We start from the raw sequence: 14,800 nt of genomic DNA on the forward strand, positions 1-14,800 counted from the left end.
CGGCCCCCCGCTCCCCCGCGTCCGCCGCCAGGCGGCGGACCTCCCACGAACCCTTTTTTCGAGACTGCCATGACCCGCAACGCCAAAGCCTACCGCGCCGCCATCCTGCACAGCATCGCCGACCCCGCGGAGGTCGGCGTCGAACGCTCCTACGAATACTTCGAGGACGGCCTGTTGCTGGTGGAGGACGGCAAGGTCGCTCGCCTCGGTGACGCCGAAACCCTGCTCGGCGAGATCGGCGAGGTCGAGGTCTTCGAGTACCGCGACGCGCTGATCACCCCCGGCTTCATCGATACCCACATCCATTTCCCGCAGACCGGGATGATCGCCTCCTACGGCGAACAACTGCTGGACTGGCTGAACACCTATACCTTCCCCACCGAGCGCCAATTCGGTGACCAGGCCCATGCCGACCAGGTCGCCGAAATCTTCCTGCAGGAACTGCTGCGCAACGGCACCACCACCGCGCTGGTCTTCGGCAGCGTGCACCGGCAATCGGTGGAATCGCTGTTCGAGGCCGCCCGGCGCCTGGACCTGCGCCTGATCGCCGGCAAGGTGATGATGGACCGCAACGCGCCGGACTACCTGACCGACACCGCCGAGAGCAGCTACCGCGACAGCAAGGCGCTGATCGAGCGCTGGCACGGCCAGGGCCGTCTGCTCTACGCGGTGACCCCGCGCTTCGCCCCGACCAGCACCGCGGAACAGCTGGACATGGCGGCGCGGCTGCTGCGCGAGCATCCCGGCGTATACCTGCACACCCACCTGTCGGAGAACCTCAAGGAAATCGAGTGGGTGAAGGAGCTGTTCCCCGAGCGCAGCGGCTACCTGGACGTCTACGACCACCACGGCCTGCTCGGGCCGCGCTCGGTGTTCGCCCATGGCGTGCACCTGTGCGACGGCGAATGCCAGCGCCTGGCGGAGACTGGCTCGGCAGTGGCGTTCTGCCCGACCTCCAACCTGTTCCTCGGCAGCGGTCTGTTCGACCTGCCGAAGCTGGAGCGCTACAAGGTCAAGGTCGGCCTCGGCACCGATGTCGGCGCCGGCACCAGCTTCTCCCAGCTGCAGTCCCTGAACGAGGCGTACAAGGTCATGCAGTTGCAGGGCGCCCGCCTCGATCCGTTCAAGTCGCTCTACCTCGCCACCCTCGGCGGCGCCCGCGCGCTGGAGCTGGACGACCGGATCGGCAGCTTCGCCACCGGCAACGAGGCGGACTTCGTGGTCCTCGACTACCACGCCACCCCGCTGCTCTCCTACCGCCTGAGCCAGGCCGGCAGCCTGGCCGAACGGCTGTTCGCGCTGACCATCCTCGGCGACGACCGCACGGTGAAGGAAACCTTCGCCGCCGGTCGCTCGGTGCATCGCCGCGACTGACACGCTCATGAAAAAAGCCCCGAAGGTGTCCGAACTCTAGCTGGGGGGAGCCACACTTCTGCACTGCTGAGTTTCGCGTGGCTGAGTCACCTGTATCGGTGGGCTGGAGCGGTCCTTAAATAGGCCACTGCTGGCCGGAGGCAGTCTCCCGGCCACCCTCACTCCCCCACCCGCCCCTCGACCCTCCGCAAGCGCGCCATGCTGTACACATCCACGAAGCGCCCATCCCGCACCGCGTAGTCGCGCATCTCTCCTTCGGTCTCGAAGCCGAACTTGCGATACAGCGCCAGCGCCGGGGCGTTGTCGGTGTAGACGGTGAGTTCGACGCGGCGCAGGTTCATCCAGTTGTCGGCGATGTCCAGCAGTTCGCCGAGCAGGCGGCTGCCGACGCCCTTGCCCTGCCAGGCGACGGCGACGCCCATGCCGATGCTGCCGCTGTGGCTGCGGCGGATGCGCGGGTGCTGTTCGAGGCTGGCGCTGCCGATGACGTCGCCCTGGTGCAGGGCGACGAGGATCAGCAGGCGGTCGTCGTCCGCGCTGTCGTGCAGGCGCTTGCGGCGCTGCTCCACCGACTGGTAGGGCATCTGCAGGACCTGGCGGGCCACGGCGGGGTCGTTGTACAGGGCGGTGAGGCCTTCCACGTGGCGTTCGCTGTAGCGTTCGAGGCGGATCGTCGGCGATTCGGCGGTCATTGCGGTCATCCCTGGGCTGTCTGGCCACCCAGCATAAGCGTCTGCGCCGGGCTCGACCAGCCGGTCGGAGATCGCGCTTTCCCTGCCGCGCGGCTCTGGCTAAGCTCGACCTTCGAACAACGAAAGGACGCCAGCATGGTCCAGAGCGCCCCAGCCAGCGAAATCGCCGCCCTCATCCTGCGCGGTTTCGACGATTACCGAGAGCAGTTCCGCGAGATCACCGACGGCGCCCGTGCCCGCTTCGAGCAGGCGCAGTGGCAGGAAGCGCAGCGCGCCTCGGCGCAGCGGATCAACCTCTACGAGGAAAAGGTCGCCGAGACGGTGGCCGGGCTGCGCGCGGGGCTGGCCGACAGCGAGCTGCTGGACGTGGAGCGCTGGCCGATCATCAAGAGCGCCTACATCGCGCAGATCGACCTGCGGCTGGACGACGAGCTGGCCGAGACCTGGTTCAACTCGATCTTCTGCGGGCTGTTCAGCCACGACAACATCAGCGACGGCACGATGTTCGTGCACACCACCCGGCCCTCGCTGCGCGCCCACGCCCGCGCGCCCTACACCCGCACCTACCGGCCGGGCGGCGACCTGCGCCAGGCGCTGGAGAAGATCTTCGACGACTACCGCTTCGACGTGCCCTACGACGACCGCGAGCGCGACCTCGAACGGATCGACGCACTGCTGCACAGCAACCTGCCGGACTGGGTGTGCAAGGACCCGGACCTGGCCATCGAGCTGATCGGCTCGGTGTTCTATCGCAACAAGGGCGCCTACCTGGTGGGCCGCCTGTTCACCCCGGACGAGCAGTGGCCGCTGGTGTTCCCGCTGCTGCACCGCGAGGGCCACGGTATCCAGTTCGACACGGTGATCACCGACGAGGCGGAAGTCTCGATCATCTTCTCCTTCACCCGCTCCTACTTCATGGTCGACGTGCCGGTGCCGGCCGAGCTGGTGGCCTTCCTCAAACGTCTGCTGCCGGGCAAGCACCTGGCCGAGCTGTACACCTCGATCGGCTTCTACAAGCAGGGCAAGAGCGAGTTCTACCGCGCCCTGATCAACCACCTGGCGACCACCGACGACCGCTTCGTCATGGCCCCCGGCGTGCGCGGCATGGTGATGAGCGTGTTCACCCTGCCCGGCTTCAACACGGTGTTCAAGATCATCAAGGACCGCTTCAACCCGTCGAAGAGCGTCGACCACGCCACGGTGATCCAGAAGTACCAGTTGGTGAAGAACCACGACCGGGTCGGACGCCTGGCCGACACCCAGCAGTTCGCCGACTTCCGCTTCCCGGTGAGCAAGTTCGAGCCGGAGTGCCTGGCCGAACTGCTGGAAGTGGCGCCGTCGACGGTGGTGATGGAAGGCGACGTGGTGCTGATCCGCCACTGCTGGACGGAGCGGCGCATGACCCCACTGAACATCTACCTGGAGAACGCCAGCGAGGCGCAGACCCGCGAGGCGCTGAACGACTACGGGCTGGCGATCAAGCAACTGGCGGCGGCGAACATCTTCCCCGGCGACATGCTGCTGAAGAACTTCGGCGTGACCCGCCATGGCCGGGTGGTGTTCTACGACTACGACGAGATCTGCTACCTCACCGAGGTGAACTTCCGCTACATCCCCGAGCCGCGCTTCCCCGAGGACGAGATGTCGTCCGAGCCCTGGTATTCGGTGGGGCCCAACGACGTGTTCCCGGAAGAATTCCCGCGCTTCCTGTTCGTCGACCTCAACCAGCGCCGGCTATTCGCCAAGCTGCACGGCAACCTCTACGACGCCAAATACTGGCAGGGCCTCCAGGAGCAGATCCGCGAGGGCAAGGTGATCGACGTGTTTCCCTATCGGCGGCAGGAGACGCCTGAGCAGTTGCTCGGGTAGGTGCGGAGACAGGAATCGAACCAGTCGCACGTTCCTACACCAACTGCGCCCCCAGCGCCCGCACCACCCGCTGCAACCCCGCCTGTCCACCGGTGGCGACGCGCAGGCCGGTGATCTCGCGGCGCGGCGGGTAGTGTTTGCGCAGGGCGTCGAAGGCGGCGCGGCGGTTGGCGCTGTCGCCGGTCAGGCTGCGGCGGAAGGCGGCGTCGTCGCTGCGCGGGTCGTACACCGCGCGGCACAGCGTGGCCATGGCCCAGGCCGGGTCGCAGCCGGGGTTGAGTTGCAGGCCGGCGAGCCAGGTTTCCGGCAGCACGTCTTGCAGGCTCACGCGTTCGGCGATGCCGCGCCAGGCGCAGTAGGCCTGGTAGATCTGTGCAGTGCCGCGCAGCTTGCCTTCCAGGCTGTAGCCGGCGATGTGCGGCGTGGCGATCAGGCAGCGCGCGGCCAGCTCGGGGTCGGCCTGCGGTTCGCCTTCCCAGACGTCCAGCGCCACTTCCAGGTCGGCGCCGCCTTCGAGCAGGCGGCGCAGGGCCTGGTTGTCGACCACCGCGCCACGGCTGGCGTTGACCAGCCAGGTGCCGGGACGCAGGGCGGCCAGGCGGGGTTCATCCAGCAGGTGGCGGGTCGGGTGTTCGCCGTCGCGGTTCAGCGGAGTGTGCAGGCTGATCACGTCGGCCTCGGCCAGCAGCCGTTCCAGCGAGACGAATTCGCCGTCCGGCTCGCGCGCCTGGCGCGGCGGATCGCAGACCAGCACTTTCCAGCCCAGCCCGCGCAGCACCTCCACCAGCCGCCCACCGACCTGCCCAGCGCCGACCACCCCATAGGTGCGTTCGGCCAGGTCGGCGCCGCGCACCTCGGCCATCGCCAGCAGGCAGCCGAGCACATAGTCCACCACCCCGCGGGCGTTGCAGCCGGGCGCGCTGGACCAGGCGATGCCGGCCTCGGCGAAGTAGTCGAGGTCGAGGTGGTCGGTGCCGATGGTGCAGGTGCCGACGAAGCGCACCGGCGAGCCGGCCAGCGCGGCGCGGCTGACCTCGGTGACCGAGCGCACCAGCAGCACGTCGACCTCGGCCAGCGCCGCGCGGTCGATGGCGCGCCCGGGCAAGCGGCGAATGGAGCCCTGGTCGGCGAAGAAGGCGTCGACCACGGGAATGTTTTCATCGGCGAGAATACGCATGCAGACCTCCGCGAACGAGGCTGCACACTCTAGCAGGCCGAGGGCTCGCGGTGTTGCCGAACGGCTCGCGAGGCGGACCTGCCAGCGCCATGCGCAAGCCTCGACGATCGCGTTTTTCCCAACCACGACCGCGAACGATGGCCAGCTACAAGGAACAGAACCGCGAACGCCTCGTCCGTCTCCTCGACCAGGCGGCGGACGCCAGGGAGCCCGTTCATCGAGCCGGTAGCTCGCTCCGCTCCGGCATGGCCGCCAGGCGCTGGCGCATTTCCTCGCTGGCGGCAGGCCCGGCCTGTACGGTGCATTGCTCCAGCGGTACCGTTCGGCCATCGGCGAGAGCCGCCATGAACGAGCGCACCGGCCGCCCGCTTGTTCGCTCGACGAGCTGCACGCTCTGCCCTTCCTCTGCGTAGTGGCGATTGCCCCAGGCGACGAAAGCCATGAGCACGACACGAAAATCCTCGCCCTTGGCCGTGGGCACGTACTGATAGCGCAGCGGGCGCTGGCTGTAGGGCTGGCGTTCGAGCAGGCCCGCCTCCACCAGCGCGTTCAGGCGCCGGGTGAGCATGTTCGGCGCGATATCCAGGCTGCGGGAAAATTCGTCGAAGCGGCGCAGGCCCTGTAGCGCATCGCGCATGATCAGGATGCTCCACCATTCGCCGACCCGTTCCAGGCTGCGGGCGATGGGGCATTCGGCATCGGCGAAGGTCTTGCGTTGCATGGTTCTTCCTTGGCGAGGCTCACAAAGTGCTGGTCCGCATGTTACTTTCATGATGATAGTTACGTCCACTGACTGCTATTCCAACGGAACAGAAGGACTCGGACCCTCATGAGCAAACGTATCGTCGTCACCGGCATGGGCGCGGTCAGCCCGCTGGGCTGCGGAGTCGAACCCATATGGCAACGCCTGCTGGCCGGGCAATCGGGCATCGCCACGCTCCCGGCGGAGCTGATCGGCGACCTGCCCATCAGCATCGGCGGCCAGGTCCCCGACCGTGTCCAGGACCCGCAGGCCGGCTTCGATCCCGACCTGCTGCTGGCCGCCAAGGAACAACGCAAGATGGACCGCTTCATCCTCTTCGCCCTGGCCGCCGCGCAAGAGGCCCTGGCCCAGGCCGGCTGGGCGCCGCAGAGCGCCGAGGCGCAGGAGCGCACGGCGACCGTCATCGCCTCCGGGGTGGGCGGCTTCCATGCCATCGCCGAAGCGGTGCGGACCACCGACGGCAAGGGACCGCGACGCCTGTCGCCCTTCACCATCCCGTCCTTTCTCTGCAACATGGCGGCCGCCCATGTGTCGATCCGCCATGGCTTCAAGGGACCGCTGGGCGCCCCGGTGACCGCCTGCGCGGCGGGCGTGCAAGCCATCGGCGACGCGGCGCGGATGATCCGCGCGGGAGAGGTCGACGTGGCGCTCTGCGGCGGCGCGGAAGCGACCGTCCACCGGGTCAGCCTGGCCGGCTTCGCCGCCGCGCGCGCCCTGTCCAGCGATTTCAACGACAGCCCCGAACGCGCCTCGCGCCCCTTCGACCAGGCCCGCGACGGCTTCGTCATGGGCGAAGGCGCCGGCCTACTGGTCATCGAGGAACTGGAGCACGCCCTGGCGCGCGGCGCCAGGCCCATCGCCGAGCTGGTGGGCTACGGCACCAGCGCCGACGCCTACCACATGACCGCCGGGCCGGAAGATGGCAGCGGTGCCCGCCGGGCCATGCAGCAGGCGCTGCGCCAGGCCGGCGTGGAAGCGGCTGCGGTGCAGCACCTGAATGCCCACGCCACCTCCACCCAGGTAGGCGACAAGGGCGAACTGGCCGCCATCAAGGCCGTGTTCGGCACCGGCAGCGGGCTCGCCATCAGCGCGACCAAATCCGCCACCGGCCACCTCCTGGGCGCCGCCGGCGGCATCGAGGCGATCTTCACGGTCCTGGCGCTGCGCGACCAGCTCGCCCCCGCCACACTCAACCTGGAAACGCCCGACACCGACGCCGAGGGCCTCGACCTGGTTCGCGGCGAAGCCCGGCGCTGGCCGATGGAACACGCGCTGTCCAATGGCTTCGGCTTCGGCGGGGTGAATGCCAGCCTGTTGTTCCGGCGCTGGGTGTAGCGCGGCCGGCCCTCCGCCAGGCACTCCTGAGCACACTGGCGGAGGGGAAGCCACTCATGTCGCATGCCTCAGGGCGTGTGGGTTTTCCTGGTAGCTGCGTCGTGACAGTCTGTAGGCGCGATCTGGATTCGTGGGGCAATTGCTTGTGGAGTGGGCGTTCAATGGCCGATTTCGGCCAGAAGCTGTCTCTCGCATCCTGCGGTTGAATCCACACTCATAAGCTGTCAGTGGACACCATACTGGCAAAACCGTAGCCTGCCCGTAGAAACACTCGAAGATGCTATATGCTTCTGCAAAATTCATGCTTAGGCAAATACAAAATACACCGCGAAAGTTGAGAGCGCGCAAATGGAATTTGAGGTAGGATCAAGAACTGTTGAGATTAAAAAAAGGCGTATTCTCACCGCCAGCGTGAAACGGCAGGTAGCTATATTGAGTGGCTATCGATGCTCGTTCCCAGGCTGTGACCAAGACCTCATGCTCGATGGCTCGTCATTTATCGGGGAAATATCTTCGATCGAAGCCGTTCATTCTCACGGCCCAAGACACAACCCGTCTAAGGATGGAGACGAGCTACTTGAAATAGACAACTATCTTCTCTTATGCCCTAATCATCATGCGGTTATTGATAGGCAGCCTGAAATATATTCGACTGAGTGGCTAAAAAAGGCTAGGGAAGATCATCTAAGTAAAGTGTCAGAAGCACTGTCTGCCTCGAACTTTGTAGACGAGATAAAACTAGATGAGCAGGTTGAAGTTTCCTTAGAGGAAGCAATAGGTGTTTGGAAAGTAAATCGTGAAAACTCATCCGAGGAGTTCTGGCAAACTCTTCTGCAAAAATGTCCAGCTGTATTGTCACAGATATTTCCGCAAAGTATGTTTCAGCTAGGTAATAAATGCTACGTTGGTGGAAAATCTATAACAAACTCGGGTGGAAATCTCGTCGACTTTATCTACGCAAGCAGGCTGACTGGCAATATAGCATTGGTCGAAATAAAAACCCCGAAGACTAAATTGCTTGGAAAAAAGTATAGATCTAATGCCTATTCAATTAGCGAGGAGATGTCCGGATCATTTATTCAGGTGTTAAATTACAAAGACCAACTGATGAAAGAGTATTACAAGCTAAGCGAGGGCGACGAAGGTAGTTCCTTTTCTGCATTCAACCCAAAATGCTTAATTGTTATTGGCACGCTTGAATCAGAGCTTAAAGATGGGAATCAATACAAATCTTTTGAGCTATTCAGAAATAGCATGACGAATGTAGAGATTGTCACTTACGATGAGCTTTTTCAAAAGGCTCAAGACATTTTAGATATGGTCAAATAACACTGGTTGACGGTTCTGAGCCGATTTCTGCCTCTCATTACGGGCAGAAGCCGGCCAGAAGCGGTCATTAAGTGTCTAGCTAGTAGGTGCGATTCAATCGTCCTCGGCATGATCATCCTCAGAATACTCATCTGAATCTTCATGCAACTCGCGAATTTGGCTAGGGGGCATCCGGAAGATATTCTGGAGATGCCTTTGTTCTTGGTGGATAAGATTGTGGCAGCTGTTGCAAAGAGATATAAGATCTAAATCATTCTCGGCACCGAGCCTGTCATAGACGATGTGGTGCACGCATTCAGCGGGTCGCTTACAAGCTTGACATTCGTAGTCATCTCTATGAAGAATTCGGGCTCGCGTTCTTTCCCATTCCGGGGATTTATAATAGGTTCCAAATCTTGAGTTATCTTTCGTCGCTAACTCGCCAGCTTGAATCAATCTTTGAATTCGTTCCCGATGTTCTAGATATGCCCTTCTCCAAGCATCTCCTCTTCTTCTGTACCAAGCTGTAAGATCTTCCTTGGATCGTTCTTTCAGGAACTCATCGAAAGAGGGGAGCGATGCTAGGTCTGGATACTTGCTTTTACTAACGCTGCCTGTGTGATGCCCACAGAGAGTACATTGCATAACGACAGCAGTCCCTCCCGATTTATAAGTGCGTAAGCGAGCATCAGTGTGGCTGTGATCGCAACCTTCGAAGTTGGGAGGCGGGTCTTCTAACTGAAATACAGTATTAAATCCCACCTCGTCGAACTCGGGGAGACTATTTCCCTTATTTAATTCAGTAACGTAAACATCATGGCGAGCTGAATTCCAAATATCCCATTCAAACGTGAGCCGCTTATATAAGCCCTCATCAAATTCTGGTAGTTTTTCAATGTCGTATTCTTTCTTCTGTAGCGCCTTTGACTGAGCGCCACACGTTACGCATTGAGTGACGACGTGCAATGTTTCGTTGCGAAACTTTCGCCGAACTACACGCGTTTGGCTATGCCTGCAGCCATATGCCTCCGGCCTTGGAGGCTCAGGGTTCTCAAGTAGAAATCTCTCAACTGCAAGCTCAGGTGAGCTTTTGAATTGATCGAAATCCCGCTCTGGCAATCTGAATTTATTTTTTAGTTCGCGAATTTTTGTGCTTAAGTTAGCGATTTCAACCCCAGCGGCATCTCTTTCCTCCTTCGTTGCTGTTGCATCTTCCCTAGTACAATTAGCGTTAAATTCATCTATTTTCAGCTGAAATATCTTGGGAAGATACTCGTCAAGTGGATTGTCGGAAAATGGGTATCCCATGTGGCTCTATGTTCCCTTCTGAGGTTAGAGATGAGTTTTTCTGCATCCAATCTCTACGCCTTTTTGCGTTGATTTGCGAGCCCATCCCGTCACTGCTTTAGGTCTTCGATATCAGCGCGGAGTTCGGGCTCGGCTGGCGCGGGTAGCAGGCCGCTATTGGCCGATTGCTGCCCCTGACAAGAAGCCCCAAGCCCCCGAAGATCTGCACCCCGGTTTCAGACATCCGCCCCCTGCCCTATCCTCCCCCGCCACAACCCCAGGAGGCCCCATGCCGGTTTCGTTACCCTTCGAGCAAGTCGATGTCTTCTCCGAACAGCCCTTCAAAGGCAACGCCGTTGCCGTGGTGATTGGCGCCGACCGCCTGAGCAGCCGGCAGATGCTCGAGTTCGCCGCCTGGACCCAGTTGAGCGAGACGACCTTCCTGTTGCGGCCGACCACTGCCGAAGCAGACTACCGCGTAAGAATCTTCACCCCGCTGCGGGAGCTGCCCTTTGCCGGGCATCCGACGCTGGGGAGCTGCCAGGTCTGGCTGAACCAGGGGGGCGGCAATGCTGCTGACGAGATCGTCCAGGAGTGTCTGGCGGGCCTGATCCGCATCCGCCGCAAGGGCGCCTTGCTGTCGTTCGCGGCGCCTCCCCTGCTTCGTGGCGGAGCGGTCGAAGACGAGGTGTTGCGACGGATCGAGAGCGGGCTTGGCCTGTCCCCGGGGCAGGTACTCGGCAGCCAATGGGTGGACAACGGACCCGGCTGGGTCGCCGTTCGGCTGGCCACGCGTGACGAGGTCCTGGCCATTCGCCCGGACTACGCGAAGCTCGACGGGCTCAACGTGGGCGTGGTCGCGCCCTGGCAAGGTCCCCAGGCGGAGGCGGATGTGGAAGTGCGCGCCTTCATGGGCGAGGAGCTCAATGAAGACCCCGTCACCGGCAGCCTCAACGCGAGCCTGGCGCAATGGCTGATCGGCACGGGAGTCATGCCCGGGCGCTACACGGCAAGCCAGGGCACGGCCTTGGGTCGCCGGGGGCGGATAAGCGTCGAGCAGGTCGGCGGCGATATCTGGATCGGCGGTGAGGTACAGCCGGGCATGTCGGGGCGGGTCGTGTTCTGAGCCCATTCGTCGCAGGCAAAACCGGTCGTGAGCGGACACTCGATGCAGGGCTGGAGGATGCGTGCCGCGACACTGACGTGCTGGGGCAGCCCGAGTTCGTACTGTCGAGCGGTCCCGCGTATATATGGCTTTGATGCTAAAGTTGCGGAATGGAAAGAGGTTTACCGATGAAAAAGAGCAAAGGCTTAGTCGCAACCGAAATTCAGAGACTTGCCCAGGCCAATGGCGTTAGCGCGGAGCGCGATGGTCTGAGCCGGATGGCGCTCACCATCACGTGCCTGGCCGGCGACTCGGTATCTCTCGACAGCGTTGAGCAGATGCTGATCAACCTCAAGCGCAAAGGCGCACTAAGCAAGTCCCAGGCGTTCGATCTCCAGCGCCGCTACGTCATCGAGAAGCGCAAGGCGAAAGAGATACCTGGTGGATGAGTTTCGATCCCTTTGGTGACTTCGAAACGACTGGCTACCTGCGCAACAGCTTGGGTCTGAAAGATCCGGCGGAAGTGAAGGAAAACGAACACTTCTCCTTCGAAATGGGGCTCGATGAAGCCCTTTCCTATCTCGAACGCACAAAGGACCTGAACTACCAGGCCCTTTTGCAGGTACACAGGTTGTTGTTCGAGAAATTCTACCCCTGGGCCGGGCGTGACCGTCTCGAGCTGGTCCCTCATCTTTCTGTCTGGAAAGGTCCCAAGGGCGCTCCCAGACGTACCTTCTTCGAAAGTCCCGCGATGATCGAACGCGCGGTGGACTATGCCCTGAGCCTGGCGAGCAAGAAGCAGGGATTCATGCAGAAGCCCGGTGAGGTCATGGGACTTCTTTGCTTTGCGCATCCCTTTCTAGACGGCAACGGACGCTCGATTCTGCTGTTCTACATGGAGCTCAGTTATCGAGCCGGCTTTGCCATCGACTGGGCCAGCACACGCAAGGACGACTATCTCCAGGCCCTGGACGATGAGATTCACAATCCTGGCAAGGGTCACCTGGACCGCTACCTTGTCCCATTCGTTGTGCCTATCCACAGCCGTGATCAGTGGCCTGAGATCATCGGGCAAATCAACGGACTCGATGGTATGGATGGTGAGAACATTACCTACGAGAACCTCGATGATCCCGAGGTTCAGAAAGTCTATGCGGTGTATCACGCCGAGCATCCCTACCCAGCCAAAGATGGCACACCCGACTCCGAGCCCTAAGCTGCAGGCCGGAGGAGGTATGGGATTTCGCGTAATCCAGGCCCGGAGTGCCCAGCACACTGAGCGCAATTGGCCGGTAGCTGCCGCCCCGCAAGAACCCGCCCCCAACCGTCCTCTCTCCGAAGGCGTGCAGCCCTCGACGCTGCGGCCCAGCCCCCCACCGGGCCGCCCAGGCCCGGTGGCTCCGCCCTCCCCTCACCAGTTGTGCGTATAGCTCGCCGTCAGCACCGTGCCCGGCGCCGGCAGGTGGCTGGTGTTGTTGTTGTTGCGCAGCAGCTGGCTGTAGAGCGGGTAGTAGTCGCGGTTGAACAGGTTCTGGATGCCCAGGCTCAACTGGTCGTCGGGGGTGATGCGGTACTGGCTGACCAGGTCGACCGTGGTGTAGGTGCTGACCTGGCGCCGGCCGAAGCTTTCCACGCCGTCGAGGCGGTAGTCCTTGGAGTCGAAGAAGGTGGCCTGCAGGCGGTTGTTCCAGTCGGCATCCGGCTTGTATTGCAGGTAGGCGGTCAGCTTAAGCGGCGGCACGCGGTAGCCGGTCATGTCCTGCCAGTCCTTGCCGTCCGGCTTCTCGCGTCCGCGCATCCAGGTGGCGCTGCCGCCCGCGCCCCAGACTTCGTCGTCGCTGAGCCAGTCGGCGCTGGCCTCGACGCCGTAGATGCGCTCCTTGGTGCGGGTGAGGATCAGGCCGTTGTTGAAGCTCTGCACGTCGCCCAGCTTGGAGGTGGTGTAGAACAGCGCCAGGCTGCCCAGGGTGTTGCCGCCGATGGCGCCGCGCCAGCCGAGTTCGTAGTTGTTGGTCTTCACCGGTTCGAGGTTCGAGGAGCCGATATCGAAGCCACGGCGGGCGTTGCGCAGCTGGATGCCGACATCGGGCAGCTGGAAGCCCTGGCTGAAGGAGGCATAGATTTCCTGGCCAGCCACCGGCGAATAGACGATGCCGAGGTTCGACAGCACCGCGTCGTAGTCGAGGTCGCCGCCCTTGACGGTCACCGGCGAGGCGGCCTTGGACTCGGAGAGCGGGACGAAGTCGTCGAATTCGGCGGTGGAGTATTCGTAGCGCAGGCCGCCGTCGATCGACCAGTGTTCGTCGAAGCGATGCTGCAACTGGGTGAACGCGCCGGCGCTGCGGGTGCGTAGCGGCGGCATGTAGGTGAGCTTGCCGATCTTGTCGAAGACCAGCCCGCCGCTGGCGTCGTAGGCCGCCGGGTCGAACACGTCGAGCGGCATGTCGCTGCGTTCCTGGTTGTAGTCGCCGCCCCAGACCAGTTCGGTATTGCCGCTTTCGCCCAGCGGCGTGCGCAGGGTCAGGCGGCTGCCGAACACTTCGCTGTTCTGCATGATCTGGTCGACATTGCCGCCGCGGGTGGAGACGGCGCGGGCGTCGAACGGAGTGAAGCGGGTGAAATAGTCGCGGTAGTAGAGCTGCGCGGAGAGCCGGCTGCCGAGGATGTCGAGGTTCTCGTACTCGAGGTTCGCCAGGGTGTTGCGGATGCGGTTCTGCTCGTCCAGCTCCAGGCCTTTGATCGCGTTGGCCGGGACCGAGCCCGGCGGCAGCCTGGCGACCCTCGGGTCGGTGGCGTAGTCGGTGTCCTGGCGGGCGTCGTAGTGGCTGAGGGCGAGCTGCACGCGCTGGTTCTCGTCGATGCGCAGGCCGAGCTTGCCGCCGATGTTGTAGACGTTCGAGTCGAACAGGTCGCCCTGGCTGGGTTCCGGGGCGATGCGGTCGCCATGGGCGTCGTAGGAAGCGCCGACGTGACGGGTGCCGAAGTCGAACGAATAGTCGAGCGCCCCCAGGGAGCCGGCGAAGTATTGCTGGAACTGGCCGCCGAGGCCATCGCTGCCCAGCCGGGTCAGCGGCGAGGTGGCGCTGAGGCGGGTTTCCGCGCGGTTCTCGCCGCCGGCCGGACGGGTGGTGATGGAGATGATCCCGCCGGTGGCGCCGCTGCCGTAGATGGCGCTGCTGCCACGGATGACCTCGATCCGCTCGATCAGCGCCGGGTCGATGTTGGCCAGGTTGCGCGAGGAGTCGCGGTTGGTGTTCAGCGGCACGCCGTCGACCATCACCAGCATGCTGCGCCCGCGCAGGGTCTGGCCGTATTCGGTGATGGTGCGGCTGGAATCGGACATCCCCGGCACCGCCTTGGCCAGCACGGTGGCCAGGCTGTCGGAGCCCTGGCGCAGCTCCTCCAGTTGGGCATGCTCGATGACGGTGGACTGGCGCGTGGCGGAGACCAGGTCGCTGCTGGTGCGCGAGGCGGTGATTTCCATCTGCTCCATGTCCAGCGGTTCGCTGCGGGCTTGCGTAGCGGGCACGGCGGCTTCGCTGGCCGGAACGACGATGAAGGTATGTTCGTCCCTGGCCTGCGCCTTCAGGCCGCTATCCCTGAGCAACTGGCGCAATGCCTCTTCGGGGGTGAAACGCCCCTTCAGCGCGGGCGCCTGGCGGCCGGCGCCGAGATCGCCGGCGAAAAGGATCTGTACCGAGGATTGTTGCGCGAGGGCGTTGATCGCCTGGCCGAGCGGCGCGGCGGGCAGATCCACGTCGAGCTTTTCCTGGCCCTGGGCCGACACCGCCAGGAGCAGGCTGCTGGCGAGCAATGAAGGACGCAGGTGGCGACTGCGGAGGGAAAAATGCACGTCTCGATTTCCTATGCAGGTTGGCTTTTCCTGGATA

12 protein-coding genes are annotated in these 14,800 nt (G+C 62.9%); 7 read left to right on the plus strand and 5 right to left on the minus strand.

Annotated features, from left to right (window positions below; genetic code table 11):
• The first annotated feature begins 69 nt into the window (after positions 1–69).
• Positions 70–1,374, plus strand: a complete 1,305-nt coding sequence (gene guaD, locus ACYAF3_RS29300) for a guanine deaminase (protein WP_003083342.1) — start codon at positions 70–72, stop codon at positions 1,372–1,374.
• 158 nt (positions 1,375–1,532) lie between these two features.
• Here the strand turns inward: guaD and ACYAF3_RS29305 are convergent, their stop codons facing one another.
• A complete protein-coding gene (locus tag ACYAF3_RS29305; RefSeq protein WP_003082887.1) occupies positions 1,533–2,066 on the minus strand; it encodes a GNAT family N-acetyltransferase in 534 nt (177 codons plus the stop codon).
• A 135-nt stretch (positions 2,067–2,201) separates the two neighbouring features.
• Here ACYAF3_RS29305 and aceK point away from each other — a divergent pair, with 135 nt between their 5' ends.
• On the plus strand, positions 2,202–3,935 hold the full coding sequence (gene aceK / locus ACYAF3_RS29310; RefSeq protein ID WP_003082886.1) for a bifunctional isocitrate dehydrogenase kinase/phosphatase: 1,734 nt from the start codon (positions 2,202–2,204) through the stop codon (positions 3,933–3,935).
• A gap of 34 nt (positions 3,936–3,969) precedes the next feature.
• On the opposite strand, the gene pdxB is transcribed toward aceK, so the two are convergent.
• Together pdxB and ACYAF3_RS29320 are read right to left on the minus strand one after the other, a co-directional pair.
• Positions 3,970–5,112, minus strand: coding sequence for a 4-phosphoerythronate dehydrogenase PdxB (gene pdxB / locus ACYAF3_RS29315; protein WP_023085067.1), 1,143 nt, complete (start codon positions 5,110–5,112; stop codon positions 3,970–3,972).
• A 214-nt stretch (positions 5,113–5,326) separates the two neighbouring features.
• A complete protein-coding gene (locus tag ACYAF3_RS29320) occupies positions 5,327–5,833 on the minus strand; it encodes a winged helix-turn-helix transcriptional regulator (RefSeq protein ID WP_003086962.1) in 507 nt (168 codons plus the stop codon).
• A gap of 108 nt (positions 5,834–5,941) precedes the next feature.
• Between ACYAF3_RS29320 and fabF the strand changes: the two genes are divergently transcribed.
• Together fabF and ACYAF3_RS29330 are read left to right on the plus strand one after the other, a co-directional pair.
• Positions 5,942–7,210 carry a beta-ketoacyl-ACP synthase II gene (fabF, locus tag ACYAF3_RS29325; protein WP_003122983.1) on the plus strand — a complete coding sequence of 423 codons (1,269 nt, stop codon included), beginning with the start codon at positions 5,942–5,944 and terminating at the stop codon, positions 7,208–7,210.
• Positions 7,211–7,558: 348 nt separating this feature from the next.
• Positions 7,559–8,539 carry a Shedu immune nuclease family protein gene (locus ACYAF3_RS29330; RefSeq protein WP_020750495.1) on the plus strand — a complete coding sequence of 327 codons (981 nt, stop codon included), beginning with the start codon at positions 7,559–7,561 and terminating at the stop codon, positions 8,537–8,539.
• Positions 8,540–8,632: 93 nt separating this feature from the next.
• Here ACYAF3_RS29330 and ACYAF3_RS29335 read toward each other — a convergent pair whose 3' ends face one another.
• Positions 8,633–9,826 (minus strand): HNH endonuclease, encoded by a 1,194-nt coding sequence (locus ACYAF3_RS29335; protein WP_176608084.1) that lies wholly within the window; start codon positions 9,824–9,826, stop codon positions 8,633–8,635.
• Between the two features lie 268 nt (positions 9,827–10,094).
• Here ACYAF3_RS29335 and ACYAF3_RS29340 point away from each other — a divergent pair, with 268 nt between their 5' ends.
• From ACYAF3_RS29340 to ACYAF3_RS29350, 3 genes are all read left to right on the plus strand, one after another.
• Positions 10,095–10,931 (plus strand): PhzF family phenazine biosynthesis protein, encoded by an 837-nt coding sequence (locus ACYAF3_RS29340; RefSeq protein WP_003082875.1) that lies wholly within the window; start codon positions 10,095–10,097, stop codon positions 10,929–10,931.
• A 167-nt stretch (positions 10,932–11,098) separates the two neighbouring features.
• Positions 11,099–11,359, plus strand: a complete 261-nt coding sequence (locus tag ACYAF3_RS29345) for a hypothetical protein (RefSeq protein ID WP_003102002.1) — start codon at positions 11,099–11,101, stop codon at positions 11,357–11,359.
• Positions 11,356–12,126, plus strand: a complete 771-nt coding sequence (locus ACYAF3_RS29350; protein WP_023112887.1) for a Fic/DOC family protein — start codon at positions 11,356–11,358, stop codon at positions 12,124–12,126. The genes ACYAF3_RS29345 and ACYAF3_RS29350 overlap by 4 nt, the downstream gene beginning before the upstream one ends.
• 195 nt (positions 12,127–12,321) lie before the next feature.
• Here the strand turns inward: ACYAF3_RS29350 and ACYAF3_RS29355 are convergent, their stop codons facing one another.
• Positions 12,322–14,763, minus strand: coding sequence for a TonB-dependent receptor (locus ACYAF3_RS29355; RefSeq protein WP_121377955.1), 2,442 nt, complete (start codon positions 14,761–14,763; stop codon positions 12,322–12,324).
• Positions 14,764–14,800: the final 37 nt, after the last annotated feature.

Source organism: Pseudomonas sp. TZ252 (genome assembly GCF_056110345.1).

What these genes read in the sequence shown, in the direction of transcription:
- guaD (WP_003083342.1), top strand. Translation starts at nt 70, where the DNA reads ATGACCCGCAACGCCAAAGCCTACCGCGCCGCCATCCTGCACAGCATC.
- ACYAF3_RS29305 (WP_003082887.1), bottom strand. Translation starts at nt 2,066, where the DNA reads ATGACCGCCGAATCGCCGACGATCCGCCTCGAACGCTACAGCGAACGC.
- aceK (WP_003082886.1), top strand. Translation starts at nt 2,202, where the DNA reads ATGGTCCAGAGCGCCCCAGCCAGCGAAATCGCCGCCCTCATCCTGCGC.
- pdxB (WP_023085067.1), bottom strand. Translation starts at nt 5,112, where the DNA reads ATGCGTATTCTCGCCGATGAAAACATTCCCGTGGTCGACGCCTTCTTC.
- ACYAF3_RS29320 (WP_003086962.1), bottom strand. Translation starts at nt 5,833, where the DNA reads ATGCAACGCAAGACCTTCGCCGATGCCGAATGCCCCATCGCCCGCAGC.
- fabF (WP_003122983.1), top strand. Translation starts at nt 5,942, where the DNA reads ATGAGCAAACGTATCGTCGTCACCGGCATGGGCGCGGTCAGCCCGCTG.
- ACYAF3_RS29330 (WP_020750495.1), top strand. Translation starts at nt 7,559, where the DNA reads ATGGAATTTGAGGTAGGATCAAGAACTGTTGAGATTAAAAAAAGGCGT.
- ACYAF3_RS29335 (WP_176608084.1), bottom strand. Translation starts at nt 9,826, where the DNA reads ATGGGATACCCATTTTCCGACAATCCACTTGACGAGTATCTTCCCAAG.
- ACYAF3_RS29340 (WP_003082875.1), top strand. Translation starts at nt 10,095, where the DNA reads ATGCCGGTTTCGTTACCCTTCGAGCAAGTCGATGTCTTCTCCGAACAG.
- ACYAF3_RS29345 (WP_003102002.1), top strand. Translation starts at nt 11,099, where the DNA reads ATGAAAAAGAGCAAAGGCTTAGTCGCAACCGAAATTCAGAGACTTGCC.
- ACYAF3_RS29350 (WP_023112887.1), top strand. Translation starts at nt 11,356, where the DNA reads ATGAGTTTCGATCCCTTTGGTGACTTCGAAACGACTGGCTACCTGCGC.